Raw genomic sequence first — 21,604 nt, forward strand, 5'->3', positions numbered from 1 at the left:
TAACTGAACTCTATTCATATGGCATCGGATTCAATAAAATAGCGCCATGAATAAAGAAAATGATGATGAATTGGCGCTTTTTTCGGCGTTAACCAAAGGGATAAAGCCGCTTAAACAGGATAAGCGTCATTTCGCCGCGCCGCAAAAACCAAAGCGAGAGCTGGAGATAGCCACCACCCAGCTGCACGCCGACAGCTATTTTTCCGATACCTACCAGCCCCTGCTGCCCCTAGAGGGTGCCATGCGCTGGTCGCGAGAAGATGTCGACAGCCACGAACTCAAACGGCTCAGACGCGGCGACTATCAGCCGGATCTGCTGCTGGACTTACACGGCATGCGCCAAACCGAGGCCAAACTTGAACTTGCGGCCCTAATCCAGGCCTGTGTTAAACAGCACAGCCACTGCTGCTGCGTGATGCATGGCCATGGCACTGGCATCTTAAAACAGAATCTTCCCATGTGGCTGGCCCAGCACCCTCAAGTTAAGGCCTTTCACAAGGCGCCTAAGGAATGGGGCGGCGATGCAGCCCTCCTGGTGTTGATTGACGTTGGCGAATTGCCGAGCTGGGATTAATCCTTTGTCTTTTGGGAATGTGGCCAGCGGAAACGATGAAGCTCACTGCTTAATTGACGAGATGAGTGAAGTGCCGCCTTCTTATTTCAGTAGAGATCAAAAAGGACGCCTTGGCGTCCTTTTGTTTATGTAGTCAACGGTTACGCAAATGCGTTAATGCATTTTTCTCTGAGTTAGCTCACCGTGTGAGGGGTGTGCTGCCAGCTGAGCGAGCCACGCTCGCCATGACGGTCGATCAGGGTCACACCTGAGGTGGCAAACAGCGGCGGCTCTATACCAGGCACCAACTCGCTTACCATATAACCCAACAGCGGCATGTGGGCAATCACTAACACACTGTCCGCCTTATACTGTTCGGCGTAGGCCAGGGTCAGATCGGCGGCCAGAGTCGGCTCGGCCGATGGAGTCAGCTCGTCTAATACCAGCCACTTTCTCGGTTCGGGGAAGTGCTTACTCACTTCCTGCCATGTTTGCTGCGCACGCAGATAGGGACTCACCAACACGAGATCGAACTCGGTCACATCACGGGCCAGCCAATTACTCATCAATTCAGTCTGATAACGGCCGATTTCTGTCAGTACTCGTTCTCGATCTGAGTGGGCGTGATAACCCGCCTCGCCATGTCGCATCAAATATAGCTTCATACTACTCTCGCTATGATTATTCTTGTTCTACTATGAATTGTAGCGTTAAAGTGCAGCGCAACAAACCTTAACCCTGTTATTAATTAGTCGAATAATGGATAAGATATTTGCCAAAGTCTTTTTTGAGGCTCAATATGTAGGCTTACCGCTTTAGTCGCCTAAACTCCGATGAATATCATACGTTTGTCCAGCATAAGGATGGAGCCAGCCATTGCAAACATCTATGCCGATCACTAAAAGCCCCAACGATCATCGCCAGTATCAGTATCTGCAGCTGGACAACGGGCTACGTGTATTGCTAGTGGAAGATCTCCAGGCGCAACAGGCCGCGGCATCGATGGCAGTCAACGTCGGCCATTTTGACGATCCCGCTTCGCGCCCCGGCATGGCGCATTTTCTCGAGCATATGTTGTTTCTGGGCACGGAAAAATACCCCAAGTCTGGCGAATACCATGCCTTCATCAATCAACACGGCGGCAGCAACAACGCCTGGACAGGCACGGAGCAGACCAACTTCTTCTTCTCCATCGACGCCGAGGTGTTCGAGGAGTCGCTGGATCGCTTCAGCCAGTTTTTTATCGCGCCCTGCTTCGATCTTGAGCTGGTCGATAGAGAGCGTCATGCCATCGAGTCCGAATTTAGCCTCAAGCTCAAAGATGATATCCGCCGCACCTATCAGGTTCAGAAGGAAACGGTTAATCCGGCTCATCCCTTTTCAAAGTTTTCGGTTGGCAATCTCAAGACCTTAGACGGCGATGAGAAAACACTGAGGCAAGAGCTGCTGGATTTCTATCAGACCCATTACAGCGCCAACCTGATGACCCTGTGTCTGGTAGCACCCTTACCACTAGATGAACTCTTGGCATTGGCCGAGAGCTATTTTGTGCCGATTGAAAACCGCAAGCTGGCAAAGCAATACCCAAATGTGGCCATCTATGAAGCGGCTCAGCTTGGCCAGCAGATCAACATAGTACCGCTGAAAGAGCAGCGCCGCGTGGCGATCACCTTTCCTCTACCCGCCATCGACCGCTTCTACAAGCGCAAGCCGCTGACCTTTATCAGTCATCTATTGGGCTATGAGGGCAAAGGCAGCCTGCTGAGTCACCTAAAGGATCAGGGACTGGCCATCAATCTCTCGGCCGGTGGCGGGGTCAATGGCTATAACTTTAAAGATTATAACATTAGCATCCAGCTGACCGAGAAAGGCCTGCTACAGCTCGATGATGTGATTCAGGCGAGCTTCGAATACCTGAAACTCATTAAGACCCAGGGCATGCAGGCCTGGCGCTATCAAGAGCGAGCCAACCTGCTCAAGCTTGCCTTCAAATATCAGGAACAGATAAAACCACTGGATCTGGCCAGTCATCTCAGCATCAATATGCACCACTACGAGGTATCTGATCTCATCTATGGTGACTATCGCATGGATGGTTTGGATGTAGCTCAGGTCACCGAATTGCTGGACCTGATGAGCCCGGATAATTTGCGTATTCAGCTGATCTCACCTGATTTAGACACAGAGAAACAGGCCGCCTGGTATCACTCACCCTATCAGATGAAGCCCATAGATGCACAGCGACTCAAGCATTGGCGCGAGCCTGAGATTCGAGAGGCACTTAAACTGCCGGAGCCTAACCCCTTTATTATCGAAGACTCGATCGCCAGAGACGTTAAGAGTGACCATCCGGTGCCTGTCGTCGTCTGTCAGGAAACCGGCTATCGTATTTGGCACAAGAAAGATGACGAATTTAACGTACCTAAGGGGCATATGTACTTGTCCCTGGATTCACACCAGGCCGCCACAACCCCAAAACACGCGGCGCTGACCCGCCTCTACGTGGAGATGTTGCTCGATTATCTGACCGAGTTTACCTATCCGGCCGAAGTCGCAGGGCTCAGCTACAACATCTACCCTCACCAGGGGGGGATCACTCTGCATCTGACCGGATTAACCGGTAAACAAGAGGCTCTGCTGTCACTGCTGATCAACAAAGCCAGAGAACGTAACTTTACCCAGGACAGGTTTAAGCAGATAAAGAAACAGATCCTACGCAACTGGTTTAACCAGAGCCGCGCAAAGCCCATCTCTCAGCTATTTACCAGCCTGACGGTGACGCTGCAGAAACGCAGTTTCGAGCCGCAACGTATGGCTGAGGAGCTAGAAGACATTACCCTGGACGACCTTCACAACCATGTTCGGGCCTTCTATGAGAAGATCCATCTCGAGGGTCTTGTCTATGGCGACTGGCTGACCGAAGAGGCTCAGGCCCTGGGTAAACGGTTAGATCACATACTCTCATTGGTCTCCTCACCCAGCGGTGAGTCCGAACGAGAGCTGATAAAACTTGAAAATGTCGGCACCCTGATGCGTGAGGTCAGCGTCAATCATCAGGACAGCAGCATCATAGTCTACTACCAATCGGCCCAGGCAACGCCGCTAAAGATGGCGCTGTTCAGCCTGTTAAATCACACCATGTCCTCGACCTTCTTCCACGAGCTGAGAACCAAGCGTCAGCTAGGTTACATGGTGGGCACAGGTTATCTGCCGCTGAATCGTTATCCTGGGATGATCTTCTATGTACAGTCCCCCACTGCCGGCCCCCTGAAGCTACTGGAGGCCATAGATGAGTTTATTGCCGACTTTAACTACGCCGTCATGCAGATTACCAATGATCAATGGGAACTCACCAAGCAAGGGTTGATCAACCAGATCATGGAACACGACCCCAACCTTAAGACCCGGGGGCAGAGATATTGGTCGAGCATAGGAAACAAAGACTACGACTTTAATCAGCGAGAACTGGTTGCCGAGCAAATTGGCGAACTCACCCGTTCTGATCTGATTAAGTTTATGATGCAGAAGATGCGCACCAAACACGGCGACCGCCTGATCCTCTTCACCACAGGAGAGCAACACAGAAATCAAGACCAGCTAACCTCAGACAATATGATCACAGATCTGAGGAGCTTTAAACAGCGAGCCGCCAAGTTTAGCTATTAGGCCAACGCCCTTCCCTAGAGTCTGGCAGCTTAATGTTTAAGGATTTGCAGTTTGGGCTTTGGGCTTTGAACCTAAATAGCCACAGTGTTAAGACACTTTACTTGAGGTAGCGTTCTTCTAATAGTGTGCTAAAGAGCTTTTTCTTGCTGGATACTAGTTCACTCTGCGTGTTTAAGATTGAGTTGCTAGCCTCAGTACTTGATACATTCGTCCTAATCCTTTGGTGAGTCCTTTGATTAGTTCTTGTGTTTTAAGCGCTACCCCCCTATCTGACCGACTATGAGACTACAGGGTAGAATCGTTAACAGATCGAACCTGCTTTTACCTCACTGCGCCGAGCCTACATTCCCCCAACGCCAGTACACTGATTCTTAGCGTCTTTTTTGCTTCAATCGCTAAAATACGCGATATAGTACAAACGCCTGATTGGTTCCCACACAACAGACAAAGCCAGATCGCGAAGAAGATTTAGCAGTACAAAACCCTAAAATACAATGAAAATGAAAGTAATTTGCAAACAAGAAAATTCAGTGTTCTTTTGACAAATCCCCCTATTTCTGAATAAAGTAGGTTAAATAACTGTTGCCTATGCATTATTGGCTAATAATCAAACTAATAATTATGCCTAAAATCCTCTCAAGATTGCTACTCTCACTGCTAATGGCCCTGACCGTATCGGGAAGCCTTTTGGCCGAAGAAAAGCTTTACTCCCCGACACTTTTAAAAACTAAGACCTACAGTATTTCTGATGGATTATCTCAGATAGATGTGACATCCATAGAAGAGGGTAATAGTGGTCATATATGGATTGGAACGGTTAACGGTTTAAATCGGTTTGATGGTAAACAATTTAAACATTATTTTGCAGATGAGTTTTCGGGATTACCCAGCTCATTTATTCGAAGTCTGATGCAAACAAAAACGTCACTTCTAGTTGGAACTGATAAAGGTTTAGTACAATATAACCAGGCTGATGATTCATTTAAAAAGGTCATTGCTCTATCCGACATTGGAGATAAAGCAATCTGGTCTATCAGTAGAGTTGATCAGGGATACGCATTAGCCACAGATGAAACAGTATATATTTTAAACGACAACCTTAGCATTGTTAAAAAATATACTGGTAAATTTAACGGAATCAAGAAAACAATTAAGTTTAACAAAAATTATTACATCAGAGAATATGATGGAAAAGTTGTAAATATTGACAAAGAAAATGTAATTGCAAAACAAACCAACGATCTTTCTATCGTCGATGGCAATTTATTAATTTACACAGATAATGGCACATACAGCGTTCAACAAGACAATGTTATAAAAATCAACAACAAGATAATTAGACTAGCGAACAAACAAATTGGAAAAAATATATTCTTAGATTCAGAAAACAACATTTTCTTAGACAAAGTGAATCTTGGAAGAATAACTTCCCCCTCTGTAAACGCTATTTTTTCTGGAAGGAACAATATATACGCCTCAATAAAAAGCTCAGGATTTGAAGTAATCCCAAAACATTTAAACACAGTTTCTCAAGTTGATTTTGACGAAGAGTTTGGGAATATTTGGTCAATATCAAGTGATAATCAATCTAAAATAGCAATAAGTACAGACTCTAAGTATATATATATCTACGACTTGTCTTTTAATAATAAAGTACAAGTCAACAGTGACATTGAAGGTCCTAAGTCAATTTTAATAAAAAATGACAGTCTATACATCGGCAGCAATTTAGGCATATACGCTATAGATCTAACAAATCACAGCATCAAAAAAATAAATAAAAACAGTGTATTTACAATAAAGTTTGATTCAGAGCAAGAGCGGATTTTAGCGGGAACGCCATCAGGGGAGTTAATAACTATTGACCTGAAAGACTACTCGTCTAGAGAAGTGCTTATCGACAAAGGCAATCCAATATTCGATATTTTAGTCGATGACAATGATATTTATGTGGCTACACAAGGTGGTTTACACAAGGTGATAAACCAGAGTGTCACCAACCTGTATAAAAATAACTTTGTAGTTAGTTTGAGCGACTCAGGGAACAACATATTCTTTGGAACAAGCAGCTCCTTGAAAAGTTACAATAAAGCATCAGGAAAAATCCAAACAGTCTACAACAATAAGAAACCGATATTCTCTACCACTATAATTGACAACTTGTTATTTGCAGCCTCAATAAAAGAGGTTGTTGTAATAGACATACTGACAAACAAAATATTTAGTCTGACTGACAAATATGGAAGTCAAGATGAGTACAATGCACAATCTGCACTTAAACTAGCTAATCACCTTTATCTAGGTGGGATATCAGGCCTCAGTGAAATATCCTCTGAAAAGTTAAAAGATTTGATCGACTCTGCCCCGACTCCAACGGCTGACTTAGACGATCTTTTAATCTTCAACTTACCAGAGAGTATTACAGGCAATGTTTTAAATAAGCCACTATCTCTAACACAAAGGATAAAGCTAAAGTATTCAGATTATCCTTTCACCATTACATTTAACAGTCCAAACACGCCATTTAAAAGCGTCAATTACAAATACCAAATGAGTGGGCTTTCTGACTCTTGGATTGATTCACAAGGTACTAACTCTGCTACATATACCAACCTGTCGCCTGGGGAATATACATTTAACGTATATGCAATTGAGCCTCTTACTCAAAAGGCTGGAGATGTAAGGAGTCTGTCTATTGAAATCACTCCTCCTTGGTGGTTATCGATTCAGGCTAAACTCGTCTACCTACTTATTACCCTCTTAATCACGGGTGCCATAGTCAAAGCAGCATTAAGAAGAAGAGAGGTACAGCGTCAGATCGCTAAGTCTGAAGAGCGACTGAAGCTCTCCCTGTGGGGTAGCGGTGATGAGATGTGGGACTGGGATATCGAAACAGGTCAAATCTACCGCTCAAATATCTGGGGATCTCTCGAGTTTCCACGTGATGGCCAGCGCTCCGGTGAGGAAGGTGAAGAGAGTAACATTCACCCTATGGATCAAGAACGTGTTAACACGGCGCTGAATAAACACTTCTACGGTGAAACCGATCACTTCGAGGCAGCCTATCGCGTTAAGGGCAAAGATGACCAGTGGATCTGGATCTTGGACAGGGCAAAGATCGTTGAACGCGATGAAGAAGATAAAGCCCTGCGTATGACAGGTACAATAAAAAACATCAGCAACTTTAAGCAAGCCGAGGAACAGCTAAGACTGTTCGAACGCGCCATCGAGAACATCTCAGAAGGCATGTTCATCCTGGACAACAAATTTAAATTTGTTGAAGTCAACGAGGCCTGCTGCGATCTGTGTGAGAAGAGTCGTAATGACTTTATTGGCGAGCTGTTTAAGTTTGACCTTTATCCCGAGAGCTACTCAGAGCAGATTCGCCATATTCTGCAGCAACAAGGTAGCTGGAGTAACGAAGTTGAGTCCGCCAAGGGCGACGGCAGCAGCTTCCTGATGGAGCTAACCGTCGATGCGATTTACGATGAACAAGGTGTACTCTCCCACTATGTAGGGGTGTTCTCTGATATCTCCCGTCGTAAGCAACAGGAAGAAGAGTTACGTAAACTAACCAACAACGATCTACTCACCAGCCTGCCAAACCGCTCTAGCCTCATGGTCACCCTGGGTAACTTGGTGAAGAAAGATACCCATCACACCCTGATGGTTTTGGACTTAGATAACTTTAAGAAGATCAATGACTCACTGGGACACCAAGTAGGTGATGAACTATTGATCAAAGTAGCAAGACGCATCGAATCCACGGTGCCTTACCATACGAGTATCTATCGTTTGGGCGGCGACGAGTTCGCCATACTGGTCGATAACAATCCTGATATCGGCTCCAGCGCCGTCATCGCCAATCATGTAGTCGATGCCTTCTCAAGCCCATTCGAGCTCACCAAAGACAGAGTCGTTGTCGGGGTGAGTATAGGCATAGTGCTCTACCCAGAAGACGATCAGAATGAACAGGCGCTTCTGCGCAAGGCGGACATTGCCATGTATCACGCAAAATCTGCCGGTGGCAATCGTTATCAATTCTATTCGGAATCACTCAATCGCAATGCCATTCGCCAGCTGGAAGTGGAGAACCTTATCCGCGAAGGTTTAAGGGACGATCTCTTCGAAGTCTACTATCAACCTAAGATTGACCTCAGAACCAGCAAGATGGCTGGTATGGAGGCCCTGGTAAGATTAAATCATCCTGAACACGGTCTTATTCCGCCGGGCGACTTTATCCCACTGGCCGAAGAGAATGGACTCATCGTCGAAATTGGCGAGGTGGTTCTACGTAAAGCCTGCTTCGCGGCACAAAATTGGCGTCGTCAAAATTTGTTCGACGGTCGGGTCGCTGTCAATTTATCATCACAACAATTCGCTCTTCCGGACCTACAACAACGGATAGAGTCAATTTTACGTCTAACTCAACTGCCCGCAGCCAACCTTGAGCTTGAAATTACCGAAGGCACCGTCATAAAACAGCCAGAAAAAGCGATAAAGGTGATGATGCAACTCTCTAAGATGGGCGTCAGCCTTGCGTTAGACGACTTTGGCACCGGATATTCGTCACTGTCATATTTAAAGCGCTTCCCAATTGACACCCTAAAAATCGATAAGGCTTTTGTTGACGACATAGATAAATCTGACAGAGATCTAAAGATGGTCGACTCTATTATCACTATTGCCCATAACATGGGCCTATCTGTGGTCGGTGAAGGCGTCGAGGAAGCCTCTCAGCTTAGCATCTTGAAAGCATTGAAATGCGAAGAAATACAAGGATTTATTTACAGCAAGGCAGTAAATGAAACCAGCTTCACCGAGCTACTAAAACAGGAGAGTTTTACCTACACACCTGTCTCACAACACAAGAAAGCCTAGTCATAGAATGGGAAATCACACACTTAAAGAGGAATATGTTTAACTAAAATTAAGCTAAAAATAAAAATTGGCATAACACCTGCAACACATCTCTCAGACGTCAACAAATTGTTGGCACTATAACTTCAATAACCCTGAGAGATAAAGACAATGATTAACGGACTAGTTACTGCCATCGCTTTTACCCTAACATGTTCTGCCATTAATGGCGGTAATAATGAGCTTGCAAGTATTCCGAACATCAAGTTCTCTGAAACTCAACTGGCGAGTATCCCGAACATCAAGTTCTCTGAAACTCAACTGGCGAGTATCCCGAACATCAAGTTCTCTGAAACTCAACTGGCGAGTATCCCGAACATCAAGTTCTCTCAGACTCAACTCGCGAGTATCCCGAACATCAAGTTCTCTGAGACTCAACTCGCGAGTATCCCGAACATCAAGTTCTCTGAGACTCAACTCGCGAGCATCCCGAACATCAAGTTCTCTGAGACTCAACTGGCGAGCATTCCGAACATCAAGTTCTCTGAGACTCAACTGGCGAGCATTCCGAACATCAAGTTCTCTGAGACTCAACTGGCGAGCATCCCGAACATCAAGTTTTCTGGGACTCAGATAGCGAGCATTCCGAACATCAAGTTTTCTGGGACTCTGCTAGCGAGCATTCCGAACATCAAGTTCAGCGAGACTCAAGTAGCTAGTATTCCAAACATCAAATTCATCAACTCAGCCGTTGCTTAAGTCTTAAGGAGAATGATTATGTTAGATTCATTGAAAAAAGCTCTAGGACTTACTCACAAACCAGAGCGCAAAAAAGTACAGCTTCCAGAAGGCCTGAATCACCTAGAGGTGATCCCAGCAAAAGGTTGGTGGAACTAATTGACTTCAAACGTCTTTCGAAAACCAGACACATAAAAAAGGAGCTCTAAAAGGCTCCTTTTTTTATCTGACTTATCTATCTGATTTTTATCTAATTCTTTATCTGAACTGACTATTGTCCGAGATGTAGATATCTAGGTCAGCACCTAGACGACTCTAAACAAGCAGAGAAGATGGCATCAGCTAGCACTTCAAACTTGCTAATAAGTCACTCATATTCACCGCAGCTCTACATCTTGATAGCGCTACACCCTTATGGCTTTTATACCTTAATAGCTCTATACCTTAATAGACATGCTTTGCTTACCCTGCGCCCGCTTCTGCGCGAATCGCTTGTGAGTACTAAATAGCGGATAGGCGACCGGCCCTATGATGAGTCCTAGCATGGCCCAGCGTTTCACCCCTAGCCCAGCGCGAAATGCCATATTGCCCATCGCCACACTACTCACCATCAACACACCAAGAATGTAAATCACCACAGACACTACCTCACAACAACGGCGTCAATAAGGCTAAAAACAGCCAAAACGAGCCCAGCATGATAACCGAATCCACGCCTTGAATGAACAAAAAACAGGCAAAAATAATCCTCAGGCAAAAAAAATGCGGCATTATGTTGCCGCATTGTTAAATGTAAATAGGACTATTCGTAGAACTTACTGCCCGATTCGGCCATCTCGACTAAACGATCACATGGCGCGAAACGATCCCCGAATTGATCTTGATAACGTTTCAAGGTCTCGACCAAGTGCTTGGCACCTAGGGAGTCCATGTAACGGAAAGGTCCACCCAAGAATGGCGGGAAGCCGATGCCAAATATTGCGCCGATATCACCGTCTCGTGGCGAGGCGATAATCCCCTCATCCAGACAACGAACCGCTTCATTGAGCATCTGCACCACACATCGCTCGGCCAATGCTCTTGGCTCGCTGTCGGCGCCAGGTGTTAATCCAAGCACTCCATAGACGCTCTCATCCACCAGCTTCTTCTTCGACTTAGCGCCATATTGATAGAAACCCTTACCATTCTTACGACCTTTACGGTCATCGGCCAAGAGCTTGTCAAAGGCCGCGGGTGCCTTAAAGCGCTCACCCAACTCCTTCTCCAGAATCGGCGAGATCTTGGCGCCCACATCTATGCCGACCTCATCGAGCAGCGTCATAGGACCAACGGGGAAACCAAACTTCACCAGCGCCTTATCCAGATGATCTACGCTCTGACCTTCCAGCAGCAGATTCGCCGCCTCGTTCATGTAGAGCGCTAGAATACGATTAACATAGAAACCGGCACCATCTTTCACCACGATAGGCGTCTTACCCTGTTTGCGAGCAAAGGCAACTGTAGTGGCGATAGTCTGTGGCGAGGTCTTGTCATGGGCGATCACTTCGACCAGCGGCATCTTCTCTACCGGCGAGAAGTAATGCAGGCCAATCACATTCTCAGGACGCTCGGCGGCCTCGGCGATCTGCTTGATGGGCAGGGATGAGGTATTAGAGGCAAAAATCGTATGCTCGCCACATTCACGCTCCACATCCTTCACCATCTGATGCTTGAGGTTTAGATCTTCAAACACGGCTTCCACCACCATGTCTGCATCCTTGATCCCTTTATACTCTGTGGTGGTGGTCATCAGCGCCATCAGATTATCACGCACCGCAGGCGTCATGTGACGACGTTTCACCCCTTTGGCCAGCAGCTTATAGGCATAGGCCAATGCGTTACTTAAACCAGTCTCACTGATATCTTTCACCCGCACCGGGATCTTCGCCTTGGTGGTGGTCACAGAGGCGATACCGCCACCCATCAGGCCACCGCCCAGTACCATCACCTTGTTGACGGCCTTTGGCGATACATCACCGGCACCAGTTTCTTTCTTCATCTCAGTGGTTGCAAAGAAGATGCTACGCAGAGCCTCTGACTCATTGGAGACCACGAGGTCGCCAAAGTGCTGCGCCTCAACCTCGAGACCCTTCACCATGCCTTTGGTCACGCCCTGACGCACACAGTCGATGATCTTCTCTGGCGCAGGATAGTTGCCCTGAGTCTTCTTATTGACCTGCTTAAGCGCCTGTTCGAAGATGATGTTGCGACCAACAGGCGTACCCTCAAGCAGCTTCTCTACCGTCGACAGCTTTGGCTTCTTCGCCGGACGTGCGCCAGCCAGTGCCATCTCTATCGCCGTCTGCAAGAGAATCGATTCAGGCACCACATCGTCAACCAGCCCCATCTTCAACGCCTGCTTGGCGCGCAGCTGCTTGCCGGTGAGCATCATATCCAGCGACTTGGCAATACCCACTAAACGTGGCAGACGTTGAGTCCCGCCGCCACCTGGCAGCAGGCCAAGTTGCACTTCGGGCAATCCCAACATGGTCTTGTTGCTGTCGGTACAGACACGCTGATGACAGGCCAGGGCCAGTTCTAATCCCCCACCGAGGCAGGCGCCATTGATGGCCGCTACCACGGGAATCGAAAGCGACTCCAGCGCAAAAAACACTTCGTGCCCCTGCTTGGACAGCTCCCTGGCATCTTCGGCGGTAGCGCAGGCATCCAGCATGGAAATATCGGCGCCCGCCACGAAGGAATCCTTCTTACCCGAGATGATCACCACACCGCGAATCCCTGTATCGGCCTTGATCTCGGCCAACATCTCACAGATCTCCGGGCCAAACTCGACTCTGAGGGTATTCATGGTCTCGCCAGGCACATCCATGGTGAGCACGGCAATGCCGTTGTCGAGACGATTTAATGTAAAACTCTTTTCCATGAGATCACTCCACTTCTACTATCATAGCTGCACCTAAACCACCCGCCGCACAGGCCGTTGCCAGTCCGGTACCGCCGCCGCGGCGTTTCAGCTCGCGACACACCTGAGTGATCAAACGCGTCCCGGTCGCCGCAAAGGGGTGACCATAGGCCAAGGAGCCGCCCAAGACGTTGAACTTAGTCATGTCGATCTCACCGATAGCGCGATCGCGACCCAGTTTCTCCTTGGCAAACTTCTTCGAGGCAAACATCTGCATATTGGCCAGGGTCTGCGCCGCAAAGGCTTCGTGCATCTCGATCAGGGTAAGATCCTCAAGCTCCATACCGGCGCGTTTCAGTGCCAGTGGCGTCGCATAGGAAGGCCCCATCAACATATCCTGCCACACGTCGATAGCGCTAAAGGCGTAACTCTTAATGTAACCAATAGGCTCATAACCCAGGGCCTTGGCACGGCTCTCACTCATCAGGAGTACCGCCGAGGCGCCATCGGTCAGCGGCGTACTGTTGGCCGCCGTCACAGAGCCGTGTTTACGGTCGAAGGCTGGACGCAGCTTGGCGTAAGAGTCGAGCGAAGAGTTTTCGCGAATGTTGTTATCTCTGTCGATGAAGGATTTGTATGGCGGCACGTGCGCCACCATTACCTCGTCACGCAGATGGCCCGAATCCCAGGTCTCTGTCGCCAGGGTATGTGAGCGATGCGCCAGGGCATCTTGATCGGCGCGGCTAATGTTGTAGGTCTTAGCCATCTGCTCGGCGGTCTGTCCCATGGAAAGGCCGGTTGAGTATTCGGCAACCGCAGGGGGCACAGGGAGCAGATCTTTCAGTCCAAGGCGACGAATAATAGCCAACTTTTGGCCAAAACTGCGCGCCTTATTGAGATCCACCAGGGCATGGGCCAACTTCTTTGACACGCCGATTGGCAGTACGGATGATGAATCGGCGCCGCCGGCAATCCCTATCTCGATATTACCCGTCATGATGGACTCGGCCACATTGACTGTCGACTGGAAACTGGTAGCGCAGGCACGTGTCACGCTATAGGCGTCGGTGGACACATTCATGCCCGTGCCAAGGACTATCTCGCGGGCGATGTTGGGCGCTGCAGGCATCTGTACTACCTGACCATAAACAAGCTGTTCAATCTCTTTCGGGTCGAGTTCCGAGCGAGACAGGAGTTCGTTCACCACCATCTTGCCCATATCCAATGCCGACACCCCATGAAACGCGGTCGCCTGTTTAGCAAAGGGGGTTCTAAGCCCCATCACTATCGCGATGCGATCGCCCTTCGCGTTCCTTACTTGCTGTAATTCACTCATCTTTTGCCCTCGTGACGCGTCTGATAGAAACGCTTCTACTAACGCCGTTATTATTCTTCCCTACCCCGTTGCCGGGTATCTCGCTACACTCTCGCAACAGGTCAGACCATCAAAGTGTGATCTGATTCTAACTTCTTATTTCAAGGTTTTAAACACCTGTTTGGTTTTTAAACGACAAATATCGAAAAAGATGTTGATTAACAATGTTTAATAAAAGCAAAATTAGCCATTAATGCCGGTTTAATTCCCAGTTTAAGCATGCTAACTTATTTTGCTGATTGAAATTTGGCGCCGCCAAGCCCACAAGGTCATCCAACTCACCTAAGGCTGAGGTAAGGCGTTTATCACTGAATTTTTTACCCGATACGCTGTCTACAGCTCACACAATAGATAATACCGAGTAGCATCATGCCCTTAAGTCGATTTCATGCATTACGTGAATACCTGGATAAAGTGATCCTGGGTCAACCCACTCTTACCGAAAACTTATTGATCGCACTGATTGCCGATGGTCACTTACTGGTTGAGGGCCCGCCGGGTCTGGCCAAGACACGTGCGGTCAAGGCGCTGAGCGATGGCGTAGAGGGGGACTTTCACCGTATTCAGTTTACCCCGGACCTACTCCCGGCGGATCTCACCGGCACCGACATCTATCGCGCCCAGACGGCCACCTTCGAGTTTGAGGCAGGCCCTATCTTTCACAACCTTATCCTGGCCGATGAGATCAACCGTGCGCCAGCTAAGGTACAGTCGGCGCTACTGGAAGCCATGGCCGAGGGCCAGGTTACCGTGGGTAAACAGAGCTACAAGCTGCCAAAGCTATTTCTGGTGATGGCGACACAAAACCCGCTGGAAAACGAAGGCACCTATCCCCTGCCCGAGGCGCAGCTTGACCGCTTCCTGATGCACCTGAATCTCGACTACCCCAGCGCCGCCACCGAATTTGAGATCATGCGCTTATCGCGCAGCGAAGCCCTCACCCAGGAGCTGCCAAAGGTTGAGCCGATCGCCCAGGAAGAGGTATTCGCCGCCCGTAAGGCCGCTCTGGATATCTATCTCGCCGAGCCGCTGGAGCAATATATTGTCAACATCGTGATGGCCACCCGCCAGCCACAACAATATAGCGATCAACTGGCCAACTGGCTGGAATATGGCGTTAGCCCACGCGCGACCATCTCCATCGAGCGCTGCGCCCGCGCCCGCGCTTGGCTAATGGAGCGCGATTTTGTCTCGCCGGAAGATATTCAGGCCGTCGTGCCCAACGTACTGCGCCACCGCCTGCTACTCAGCTATCAGGCCCAGGCCGAAGGCGTGAGCAGTGATCAGGTGATCAACCATATTCTGAGTCAGGTAGCGGTGCCTTAATGGGACAGAATGCTTTACCCCTATTTGCCGATGGCGTCTCCCTCAATCAGAAAGAGCTGTTAGCCTGCCAAAATCTCGCCCGGGCCCTGCCCGAGCGCAAGACCAAGGCGCGCGCGGCACTAGCCGGCCACAGAGCCAGCAGCATCAAGGGACGGGGGATGGAGTTTGCCGAGGTTCGCCATTACCAAGCCGGCGATGATGTGCGCACCATAGACTGGCGAGTGACTGCCCGCACCGGCAAGGCCCATACCAAACTGTTTGTCGAGGAGCGTGAGCGCCCGGTATTACTGCTATTGGATCTCAGCCACAGCCTCTATTTCGGCTCGAGTCTAATGCTACAATCGGTACAGGCGGCGCATCTGGCAGCTACCCTAGGCTGGGCCGCCGTCGGTCACGGCGATCGCCTGGGCGCACTTATCGCCAGCGAGGCCGAGCATCTCGAACTTAAACCCCGCAGCCGACAAACAGGCATGCTGGCGCTTATCTCGGCCATAGAGCAAGTGCACCAGCAGCAACTTCATCAGCTGGACCAGCCGGTGAAACAGCCCGAGCATATCTTCAAGGCCTGTCAGCGCCTTAGGCGAATCGCCAAGCCTGGCTCGCTAATCTGGATCATCAGCGATGGCAGCCATTTCAGCCCCCAGTGTCTGGGGCCACTGAGCGAGCTTAAACGCCACTGCGATATCGGCGCCTTTCTGATCACTGACCCCCTTAGGCAAGGCACCCTTAAGCTGCCGCCACAGTTCCAATTCCCGGTCAGAGATGGCGATAAGGAGCTGATGTTAGACAGACGCAGCTACGATGCCTGGCTGGCTCAGCAACAAACACAGCAACAGGGATTTATCACCATGATGAATCAGATCAACGCCCGGCCAAGACGCATCGACGCGGCTCAGCCGTTAAATCAACAAATTGGAGCCCTGAGGTAGATGCAAGCGGCAAGTCAACCTGCGCTCGCCAATCTGCAGGATATCATCACGCCGGCCCCGGTCGGCGTCTGGCCCCTCGCCTATGGTTATTACCTGCTGGCGCTACTAGTGCTTATGCTGATAGCGGCCCTGTTCATCTATGTTAAACGCAGAGGCAAGCAGCTGGCGGCCAAACGCGAGGCGCTTACTCTTCTCTCTCAGGTGATGCCAGAGGACCCTCAGCTGCCACTGGCAGTCAACAGCCTATTAAAACGCAGCGCCATAAGTTATCTGCCCCGGGAGCAGGTCGCCTCACTACAGGGCGATGCCTGGTATGCCTGGCTAGGGTCACAGGTGCCGAGCATGGATCCTATGCTGCCAAGCCTGTTGGAGAAGCGTTTCCAAGCGGATAAGCTCTCACCAAGCGAGGCGACGCAACTCCTCGATGGCGCCAAAGCCTGGCTACAGCAGGCGCTGCCGCTCAAGGCTGGTAAGGAGGCGTCATGTTCACACTAGCTTGGCCTTGGCTCCTCATTATTCTGCCGCTGCCACTGATTTTTTCTCTCGGCAAAGCAAGCGGCAACAAACAAGCCACGCAGACGGGCGGCGGTCATCTACAGATGCCCGGCGTCGCTGAAGCACCAACGACAAGATTCGATCACTCCCCTCGCCGCAGCCGCTGGCCCTATTGGCTCATCTGGACGGCGCTGGTATTCGCCGTTGCCCGCCCGCTATGGGTTGGCGATGCCATAGAGCTCCCCAGCAAGGGGCGCGACCTCATGCTGGCGGTGGATCTGTCGGGTAGTATGCAGATAGAAGATATGGTGCTAAATGATAAAACGGTCGATCGTTTCGCCATGGTACAGCAGGTAATGAGCGAGTTTATCGAGCGCCGCAAGGGCGACAAGCTGGGGCTGATACTCTTTGCCGATCACGCCTATCTGCAGGCCCCGCTCACCCAGGACAGACGCTCGGTAGCCCAGTTTCTGACCGAAGCGCAAATCGGCCTGGTGGGCAAACAGACCGCCATCGGCGAAGCTATCGCGCTGGCGGTCAAACGCTTCGACAAGGCCGAGCAGAGTAACCGCGTGCTTATCCTGCTCACCGATGGCTCAAATAACTCGGGTAGCATCACGCCGGAGCAGGCCGCCGATATCGCCGCCAAACGAGGCGTAACCATCTATACCATAGGGGTGGGCGCCGAAGTGATGGAGCGCCGCACCCTGTTTGGCAAGGAGCGCGTTAATCCGTCGATGGATCTCGACGAGACGCAGCTCACCCTGCTGGCCCAGAAGACCAAGGGGCGTTACTTCAGGGCGCGTAATTCCGATGAACTCGAGCAGATCTACCAGGAAATAGACAAGTTAGAACCTACCGACAGCGACCAACTCAGCTATCGACCACAGGCCGAGCTCTTCTACTATCCCTTGGCCATCGCCCTGATTATTAGTGTGCTCATGATGTTAAGCGGCTTTGCCGCCGTGCAGGCCTTAGTTCAACGTTTACCACGGAGCGCATCATGATCCATTTTCTCCGTCCCGAATGGCTGCTGGCCCTCATCCCCCTGGCGCTATTGCTCTGGCTGCGAAAGCGCCAGCGACATCAGGCCTCTAGCTGGAATCGCTATATCGCGCCGCACCTGGCTAAGGTGTTAGTGAGCGGTCAGGCAAGCAACAAGAAACAACACCTGGGCCTCATCGCCTTTATCTGGCTCGTTAGCGTCCTGGCGCTCTCTGGCCCGGCGCTGACAAAGCAGACGCTGCCGGTATTTGAAGCCAACCTTGGCCGGGTGATAGTGATGGATATGTCGCTCTCCATGTACGCGACCGATCTGGCACCTAACAGGCTGACTCAGGCCAAGTTTAAGGCAACGGATCTGATCAAGAGCCTCAAAGAGGGTGAGACCGGCCTTGTAGCCTACGCTGGAGATGCCTTTACCATCAGCCCAATGACCCGGGACAAATCAACTCTACTGAACCTGCTGCCGACCCTGTCGCCGGAGATAATGCCTGTGCTGGGCTCCAACCTGCCAGCGGCGCTAGAGCAGGCCAAGCAGCTGCTTGTCCAGGGCGGTCACCTTAAGGGCGAGATCATCTTGCTAGCCGATGGCGTCAACCCAGACCAAATCAGCAAGGTCAAATCGATACTGGACGATACTCAGTATCGTCTCTCCATCATCGCCATGGGCACAAACCAGGGCGCCGCCATCCGCTTACCGGATGGACAACTGATGCGTGACCAAAGCGATCAGGTGGTGGTCAGTCAAACGGACCTCGCTCAGCTTAATAGTTTAATTGGCAACAGCGGTGGCAAGTTATTTGCCTACCGCGCCGATGGCAAAGATCTTGAGGCCCTGACCCAGAGCTTAAGTCAGGAGAGCGATGCCAAGACCTCAGATCGCCAAGGGGAAGCCTGGCAAGATCTCGGCCCTTATCTGGCCCTGCTCCTGCTGCTGCCGGCGCTGCTGAGTTTCAGACACGCCTTCGCCGCGCTTGCCTGTTTAGCTATTCTCGCCCCAAGCCCAGAGGCCCAGGCCGCCAGTTGGCAACATCCCTTCTCCACAGACGATCAGCGGGCGATGCAGGCCTATCAGGCGCAAGACTATCAAGGTGCGGCCGAGCAGTTTACCTCGCCCCAGTGGAAGGCCGCATCCCTGTACAAGAATGGTGATTATCAAGAGGCGCTCGAGCTTTTCGAGCAGGATGATTCGGCGAGTGGCCTGTTTAATCAGGGCAACAGCCTGATGCAGCTCAATGACCTCGATAAGGCCATCGAGCGTTATCAGCAGGCGCTCAAGAAAGACCCTCAGCTTACTCAGGCCAAGCAAAATCTTGAGTTGGCCGAGCAGCTAAAGCAGCAACAGCAAGCTAGCCAAGATCAAGGCCAATCGGATCAAAAACAGTCCGAGCAGAATCAATCTGATCAAGACCAGTCGAATCAGGACTCAAATAAGCAAGATAAGTCCCAACAAGACGGCGCCGGGCAAAATCAAGGTCAGCAACAAGGCCAAGGCGATCAGCAATCGGGCCAGGGCTCGAGAGGCCAGCAGTCTCAAGGCCAGAATGGTCAACAAGAAAATGGGCAAGGCACTGACCAACAAAGCACTGGCCAGCAAGGCGCTAGCCAAGAAAGTCCTGAGCAAGAAACTCCCGAGCAACAAGCCTCTGGCGAGCAGGATGGTCAGTCGCAAGACCAGCAGACAGGCACCGCTAATGACGCTCAGATGAGCGCCGATCCGGCCAAGGACGCCAAAAACCAAATGGATGGCAACGCAAACCAATCTGAGGCGAGCCAATCCGACGCTGGCCAGCAGATGGGACAAGGCCAACAGCCGCAAGACGAACAAGAGAGCACTCAAGCCCTGGCCCAGGCCGCGAATATGACCCAGGGCAAACCCGGCGAGGGCGATGAGCAAGGCGAGCCGGTCGCGGCCGCAACCAACGCCATTGCGCCGGAAGATCTGCCCCCCGAGATGCAACGCGCCCTTACCGGGGTGATAGACGACCCTCAGGTCTTGCTGCGCAACAAGATGCAATTGGAATATCAAAAACGCCGCCGTCAGGGGGCGACCATAAAGGACAATCAACAGTGGTAATACGACGCTTTTTGACCTTAGCCTGTTTGGCACTCAGCCTGTCGGCGCCGGCCTATGCCTTAACCAAGGTAGAAACCTCGGTAGACAGAAATCCCGCCATCCAGGGGGAATATCTGGTGCTCAGCATCAAGGCCGATGACGATGTTGACAACGCCAGCCTGGATACCAGCGGTCTGTTAAAGGACTTTATCGTCGGGCGCACCAGTGTCAGTCGCAGCACCCAGATCATGAACTTCGACGCCAGCAAAGAGACCCGCTGGCAGATCCTGCTGGCGCCCAAGAAGATCGGCACTGTGATCATCCCCGCCATGACCATAGACAACATAAGTTCAGATCCCATAGAGCTCAAGGTGGCCGCCCCCGGCAGCCAACCCGAGCAGATGAAGAATCTGTTTATCCGCAGTAGCGTCTCGACCGAGACCGCCTATGTGGGCCAGCTGATCACCTATAAGGTCAAGCTCTACCTGGGCGTCGAGCTGCAACGTGGCGTGCTCAGCGCGCCCAACGTCGAGGGGGCGCAGCTTAAGCAACTGGGGGACGATGTCGATGGCGCAGAGATCATCGATGGCCGTCGCTACCGGGTGATCGAGCGCACCTATAGCCTGATCGCCGACGAGCCCGGCACGCTGTCGCTCTCCGGCGCCAGCTTCTCCGGCGATGTCTTAGTGGAATCTTCCCGTCGCGGCGGCATGTTCTCCTTCAACGAGAGCCGTCCCATGCAGGCCAAGGCCGCCCCGAGTGAGATAGAGGTGTTGCCTATCCCCGCAGGTTATCAGGGCGACTGGCTGGTGAGCGATCTCGTGGTCTTAAAAGAGGACTGGAAAAAAGATGCCCAATATCAGGTAGGCGTGCCCATCACGCGCAACATCAGCCTGCTGGCCTCCAACGCCGACGACACCAGCCTGCCCGGCATCAGCCTGAGCCTGCCCGAATCCTTTAAGGTCTACCCGGAAAAGCCCCAGCGCAAAACCTATGTGCGCGATAAGCAGGTGGTCGCCCAGCTCAACCAGACCACGGCGATAGTCCCGACTCAGCCCGGCAGCTATACCCTGCCCGAGATCCGTATTCCCTGGTGGAACAGCCGCACCCAGAAGCAGGAGTTCGCCACCCTGCCCGCGCGCAACATCAGCGTCGCGCCGGCCAGCGCCAGCCAGGAGAGCCCGCAGCTCACCGCGGTAACACCACAATCCGATTCGAGCGGCCTCTGGCCGGCCATCAGCGCCCTGTTTGCCCTGCTCTGGTTGGCGACTAGCCTGCTCTGGTACCGTCACTACCAAGCTTATCGTTATCGCGCCGCGCCAAGCGGTGCAGACGAAGGGACTGCGAGTCACGCGCCCAAAGCCACGGATGCGTTACGTCAATTTGAAACCGCCTGCCGGGATGATAAGACGGGTGACGCCCTGGTCGCCCTGCAGCGCCACATGAGCCAGCAAGCGGGCAAGCCGATGACCCTGACCGATATCGCCGCCGTAAGCTACGATCTCGAACAGGCGATTCAAGCCATTCAGCGTCAAGGATACAGCCCAGACGGCCAAGGGCTAGAGGTTGAAAAAGTGATCACCGCGGTGAAAAATGCCCCAAAAGCTGCGCCCCACAGCACACAATCTGCTTTAAGGCCCTTAAATCCGCTCTAACAACTTGCCTCAGGCGCGCCAATGGCGTTAACGTAGTCGAAACAATT

At 51.1% G+C, this 21,604-nt stretch carries 14 protein-coding genes; 10 read left to right on the forward strand and 4 right to left on the reverse strand.

Features of this window, described 5'->3' with window-relative positions:
• Positions 1 to 46: 46 nt before the first annotated feature.
• Positions 47 to 574 (forward strand): endonuclease SmrB, encoded by a 528-nt coding sequence (gene smrB, locus K0I31_RS12620; protein ID WP_220042797.1) that lies wholly within the window; start codon positions 47 to 49, stop codon positions 572 to 574.
• 173 nt (positions 575 to 747) lie between these two features.
• On the opposite strand, the gene sixA is transcribed toward smrB, so the two are convergent.
• Positions 748 to 1,218, reverse strand: coding sequence for a phosphohistidine phosphatase SixA (gene sixA / locus K0I31_RS12625; RefSeq protein WP_144200613.1), 471 nt, complete (start codon positions 1,216 to 1,218; stop codon positions 748 to 750).
• A gap of 211 nt (positions 1,219 to 1,429) precedes the next feature.
• On the opposite strand from sixA, the gene K0I31_RS12630 reads away from it, so the two are divergent.
• The 3 genes from K0I31_RS12630 (at position 1,430) to K0I31_RS12640 (ending at position 9,838) form a co-directional block, all read left to right on the forward strand.
• Positions 1,430 to 4,219: an insulinase family protein gene (locus tag K0I31_RS12630; protein WP_220078613.1), complete on the forward strand. Its 2,790-nt coding sequence runs from the start codon at positions 1,430 to 1,432 to the stop codon at positions 4,217 to 4,219.
• A 621-nt stretch (positions 4,220 to 4,840) separates the two neighbouring features.
• The gene (locus K0I31_RS12635) at positions 4,841 to 9,100 is read left to right on the forward strand and encodes an EAL domain-containing protein (RefSeq protein ID WP_220078614.1); all 4,260 of its coding nucleotides are present in this window, start codon (positions 4,841 to 4,843) and stop codon (positions 9,098 to 9,100) included.
• Positions 9,101 to 9,250: 150 nt separating this feature from the next.
• Positions 9,251 to 9,838: a hypothetical protein gene (locus K0I31_RS12640; RefSeq protein ID WP_220078615.1), complete on the forward strand. Its 588-nt coding sequence runs from the start codon at positions 9,251 to 9,253 to the stop codon at positions 9,836 to 9,838.
• A gap of 416 nt (positions 9,839 to 10,254) precedes the next feature.
• On the opposite strand, the gene K0I31_RS12645 is transcribed toward K0I31_RS12640, so the two are convergent.
• The 3 genes from K0I31_RS12645 to fadI all read right to left on the reverse strand — a co-directional run bounded on the left by K0I31_RS12645 (position 10,255) and on the right by fadI (position 14,055).
• The gene (locus tag K0I31_RS12645) at positions 10,255 to 10,455 is read right to left on the reverse strand and encodes a hypothetical protein (protein ID WP_041406657.1); all 201 of its coding nucleotides are present in this window, start codon (positions 10,453 to 10,455) and stop codon (positions 10,255 to 10,257) included.
• Between the two features lie 164 nt (positions 10,456 to 10,619).
• Positions 10,620 to 12,740, reverse strand: a complete 2,121-nt coding sequence (fadJ, locus tag K0I31_RS12650) for a fatty acid oxidation complex subunit alpha FadJ (RefSeq protein WP_220078616.1) — start codon at positions 12,738 to 12,740, stop codon at positions 10,620 to 10,622.
• Positions 12,741 to 12,744: 4 nt separating this feature from the next.
• The gene (fadI, locus tag K0I31_RS12655) at positions 12,745 to 14,055 is read right to left on the reverse strand and encodes an acetyl-CoA C-acyltransferase FadI (RefSeq protein WP_220071778.1); all 1,311 of its coding nucleotides are present in this window, start codon (positions 14,053 to 14,055) and stop codon (positions 12,745 to 12,747) included.
• A 408-nt stretch (positions 14,056 to 14,463) separates the two neighbouring features.
• On the opposite strand from fadI, the gene K0I31_RS12660 reads away from it, so the two are divergent.
• From K0I31_RS12660 to K0I31_RS12685, 6 genes are read left to right on the forward strand one after another with little or no spacing between them, the layout of a single operon-like run.
• Positions 14,464 to 15,420, forward strand: a complete 957-nt coding sequence (locus K0I31_RS12660) for an AAA family ATPase (protein ID WP_011866224.1) — start codon at positions 14,464 to 14,466, stop codon at positions 15,418 to 15,420.
• Positions 15,420 to 16,349, forward strand: a complete 930-nt coding sequence (locus K0I31_RS12665) for a DUF58 domain-containing protein (RefSeq protein WP_220078617.1) — start codon at positions 15,420 to 15,422, stop codon at positions 16,347 to 16,349. Before K0I31_RS12660 ends, K0I31_RS12665 begins: the two co-directional genes overlap by 1 nt.
• Positions 16,350 to 16,844, forward strand: coding sequence for a DUF4381 domain-containing protein (locus K0I31_RS12670; RefSeq protein ID WP_220078618.1), 495 nt, complete (start codon positions 16,350 to 16,352; stop codon positions 16,842 to 16,844).
• The gene (locus K0I31_RS12675) at positions 16,832 to 17,851 is read left to right on the forward strand and encodes a vWA domain-containing protein (protein WP_220078619.1); all 1,020 of its coding nucleotides are present in this window, start codon (positions 16,832 to 16,834) and stop codon (positions 17,849 to 17,851) included. Before K0I31_RS12670 ends, K0I31_RS12675 begins: the two co-directional genes overlap by 13 nt.
• The gene (locus tag K0I31_RS12680) at positions 17,848 to 19,923 is read left to right on the forward strand and encodes a vWA domain-containing protein (RefSeq protein WP_220078620.1); all 2,076 of its coding nucleotides are present in this window, start codon (positions 17,848 to 17,850) and stop codon (positions 19,921 to 19,923) included. The genes K0I31_RS12675 and K0I31_RS12680 overlap by 4 nt, the downstream gene beginning before the upstream one ends.
• Complete coding sequence (locus K0I31_RS12685; protein WP_220078621.1) at positions 19,917 to 21,557, forward strand: BatD family protein; 1,641 nt, start codon at positions 19,917 to 19,919, stop codon at positions 21,555 to 21,557. Before K0I31_RS12680 ends, K0I31_RS12685 begins: the two co-directional genes overlap by 7 nt.
• The last annotated feature ends 47 nt before the right edge of the window (positions 21,558 to 21,604 follow it).

Origin of the sequence: Shewanella spartinae (genome assembly GCF_019457555.1) — a bacterium.
In the GTDB taxonomy this organism is placed as follows: Bacteria; Pseudomonadota; Gammaproteobacteria; order Enterobacterales; family Shewanellaceae; genus Shewanella; species Shewanella loihica.

Bases quoted from the DNA above. Each gene is read 5' to 3' on its own strand.
- smrB (WP_220042797.1), top strand. From the start codon at position 47: ATGAATAAAGAAAATGATGATGAATTGGCGCTTTTTTCGGCGTTAACC.
- sixA (WP_144200613.1), bottom strand. From the start codon at position 1,218: ATGAAGCTATATTTGATGCGACATGGCGAGGCGGGTTATCACGCCCAC.
- K0I31_RS12635 (WP_220078614.1), top strand. From the start codon at position 4,841: ATGCCTAAAATCCTCTCAAGATTGCTACTCTCACTGCTAATGGCCCTG.
- K0I31_RS12640 (WP_220078615.1), top strand. From the start codon at position 9,251: ATGATTAACGGACTAGTTACTGCCATCGCTTTTACCCTAACATGTTCT.
- fadJ (WP_220078616.1), bottom strand. From the start codon at position 12,740: ATGGAAAAGAGTTTTACATTAAATCGTCTCGACAACGGCATTGCCGTG.
- fadI (WP_220071778.1), bottom strand. From the start codon at position 14,055: ATGAGTGAATTACAGCAAGTAAGGAACGCGAAGGGCGATCGCATCGCG.
- K0I31_RS12660 (WP_011866224.1), top strand. From the start codon at position 14,464: ATGCCCTTAAGTCGATTTCATGCATTACGTGAATACCTGGATAAAGTG.
- K0I31_RS12665 (WP_220078617.1), top strand. From the start codon at position 15,420: ATGGGACAGAATGCTTTACCCCTATTTGCCGATGGCGTCTCCCTCAAT.
- K0I31_RS12670 (WP_220078618.1), top strand. From the start codon at position 16,350: ATGCAAGCGGCAAGTCAACCTGCGCTCGCCAATCTGCAGGATATCATC.
- K0I31_RS12675 (WP_220078619.1), top strand. From the start codon at position 16,832: ATGTTCACACTAGCTTGGCCTTGGCTCCTCATTATTCTGCCGCTGCCA.
- K0I31_RS12680 (WP_220078620.1), top strand. From the start codon at position 17,848: ATGATCCATTTTCTCCGTCCCGAATGGCTGCTGGCCCTCATCCCCCTG.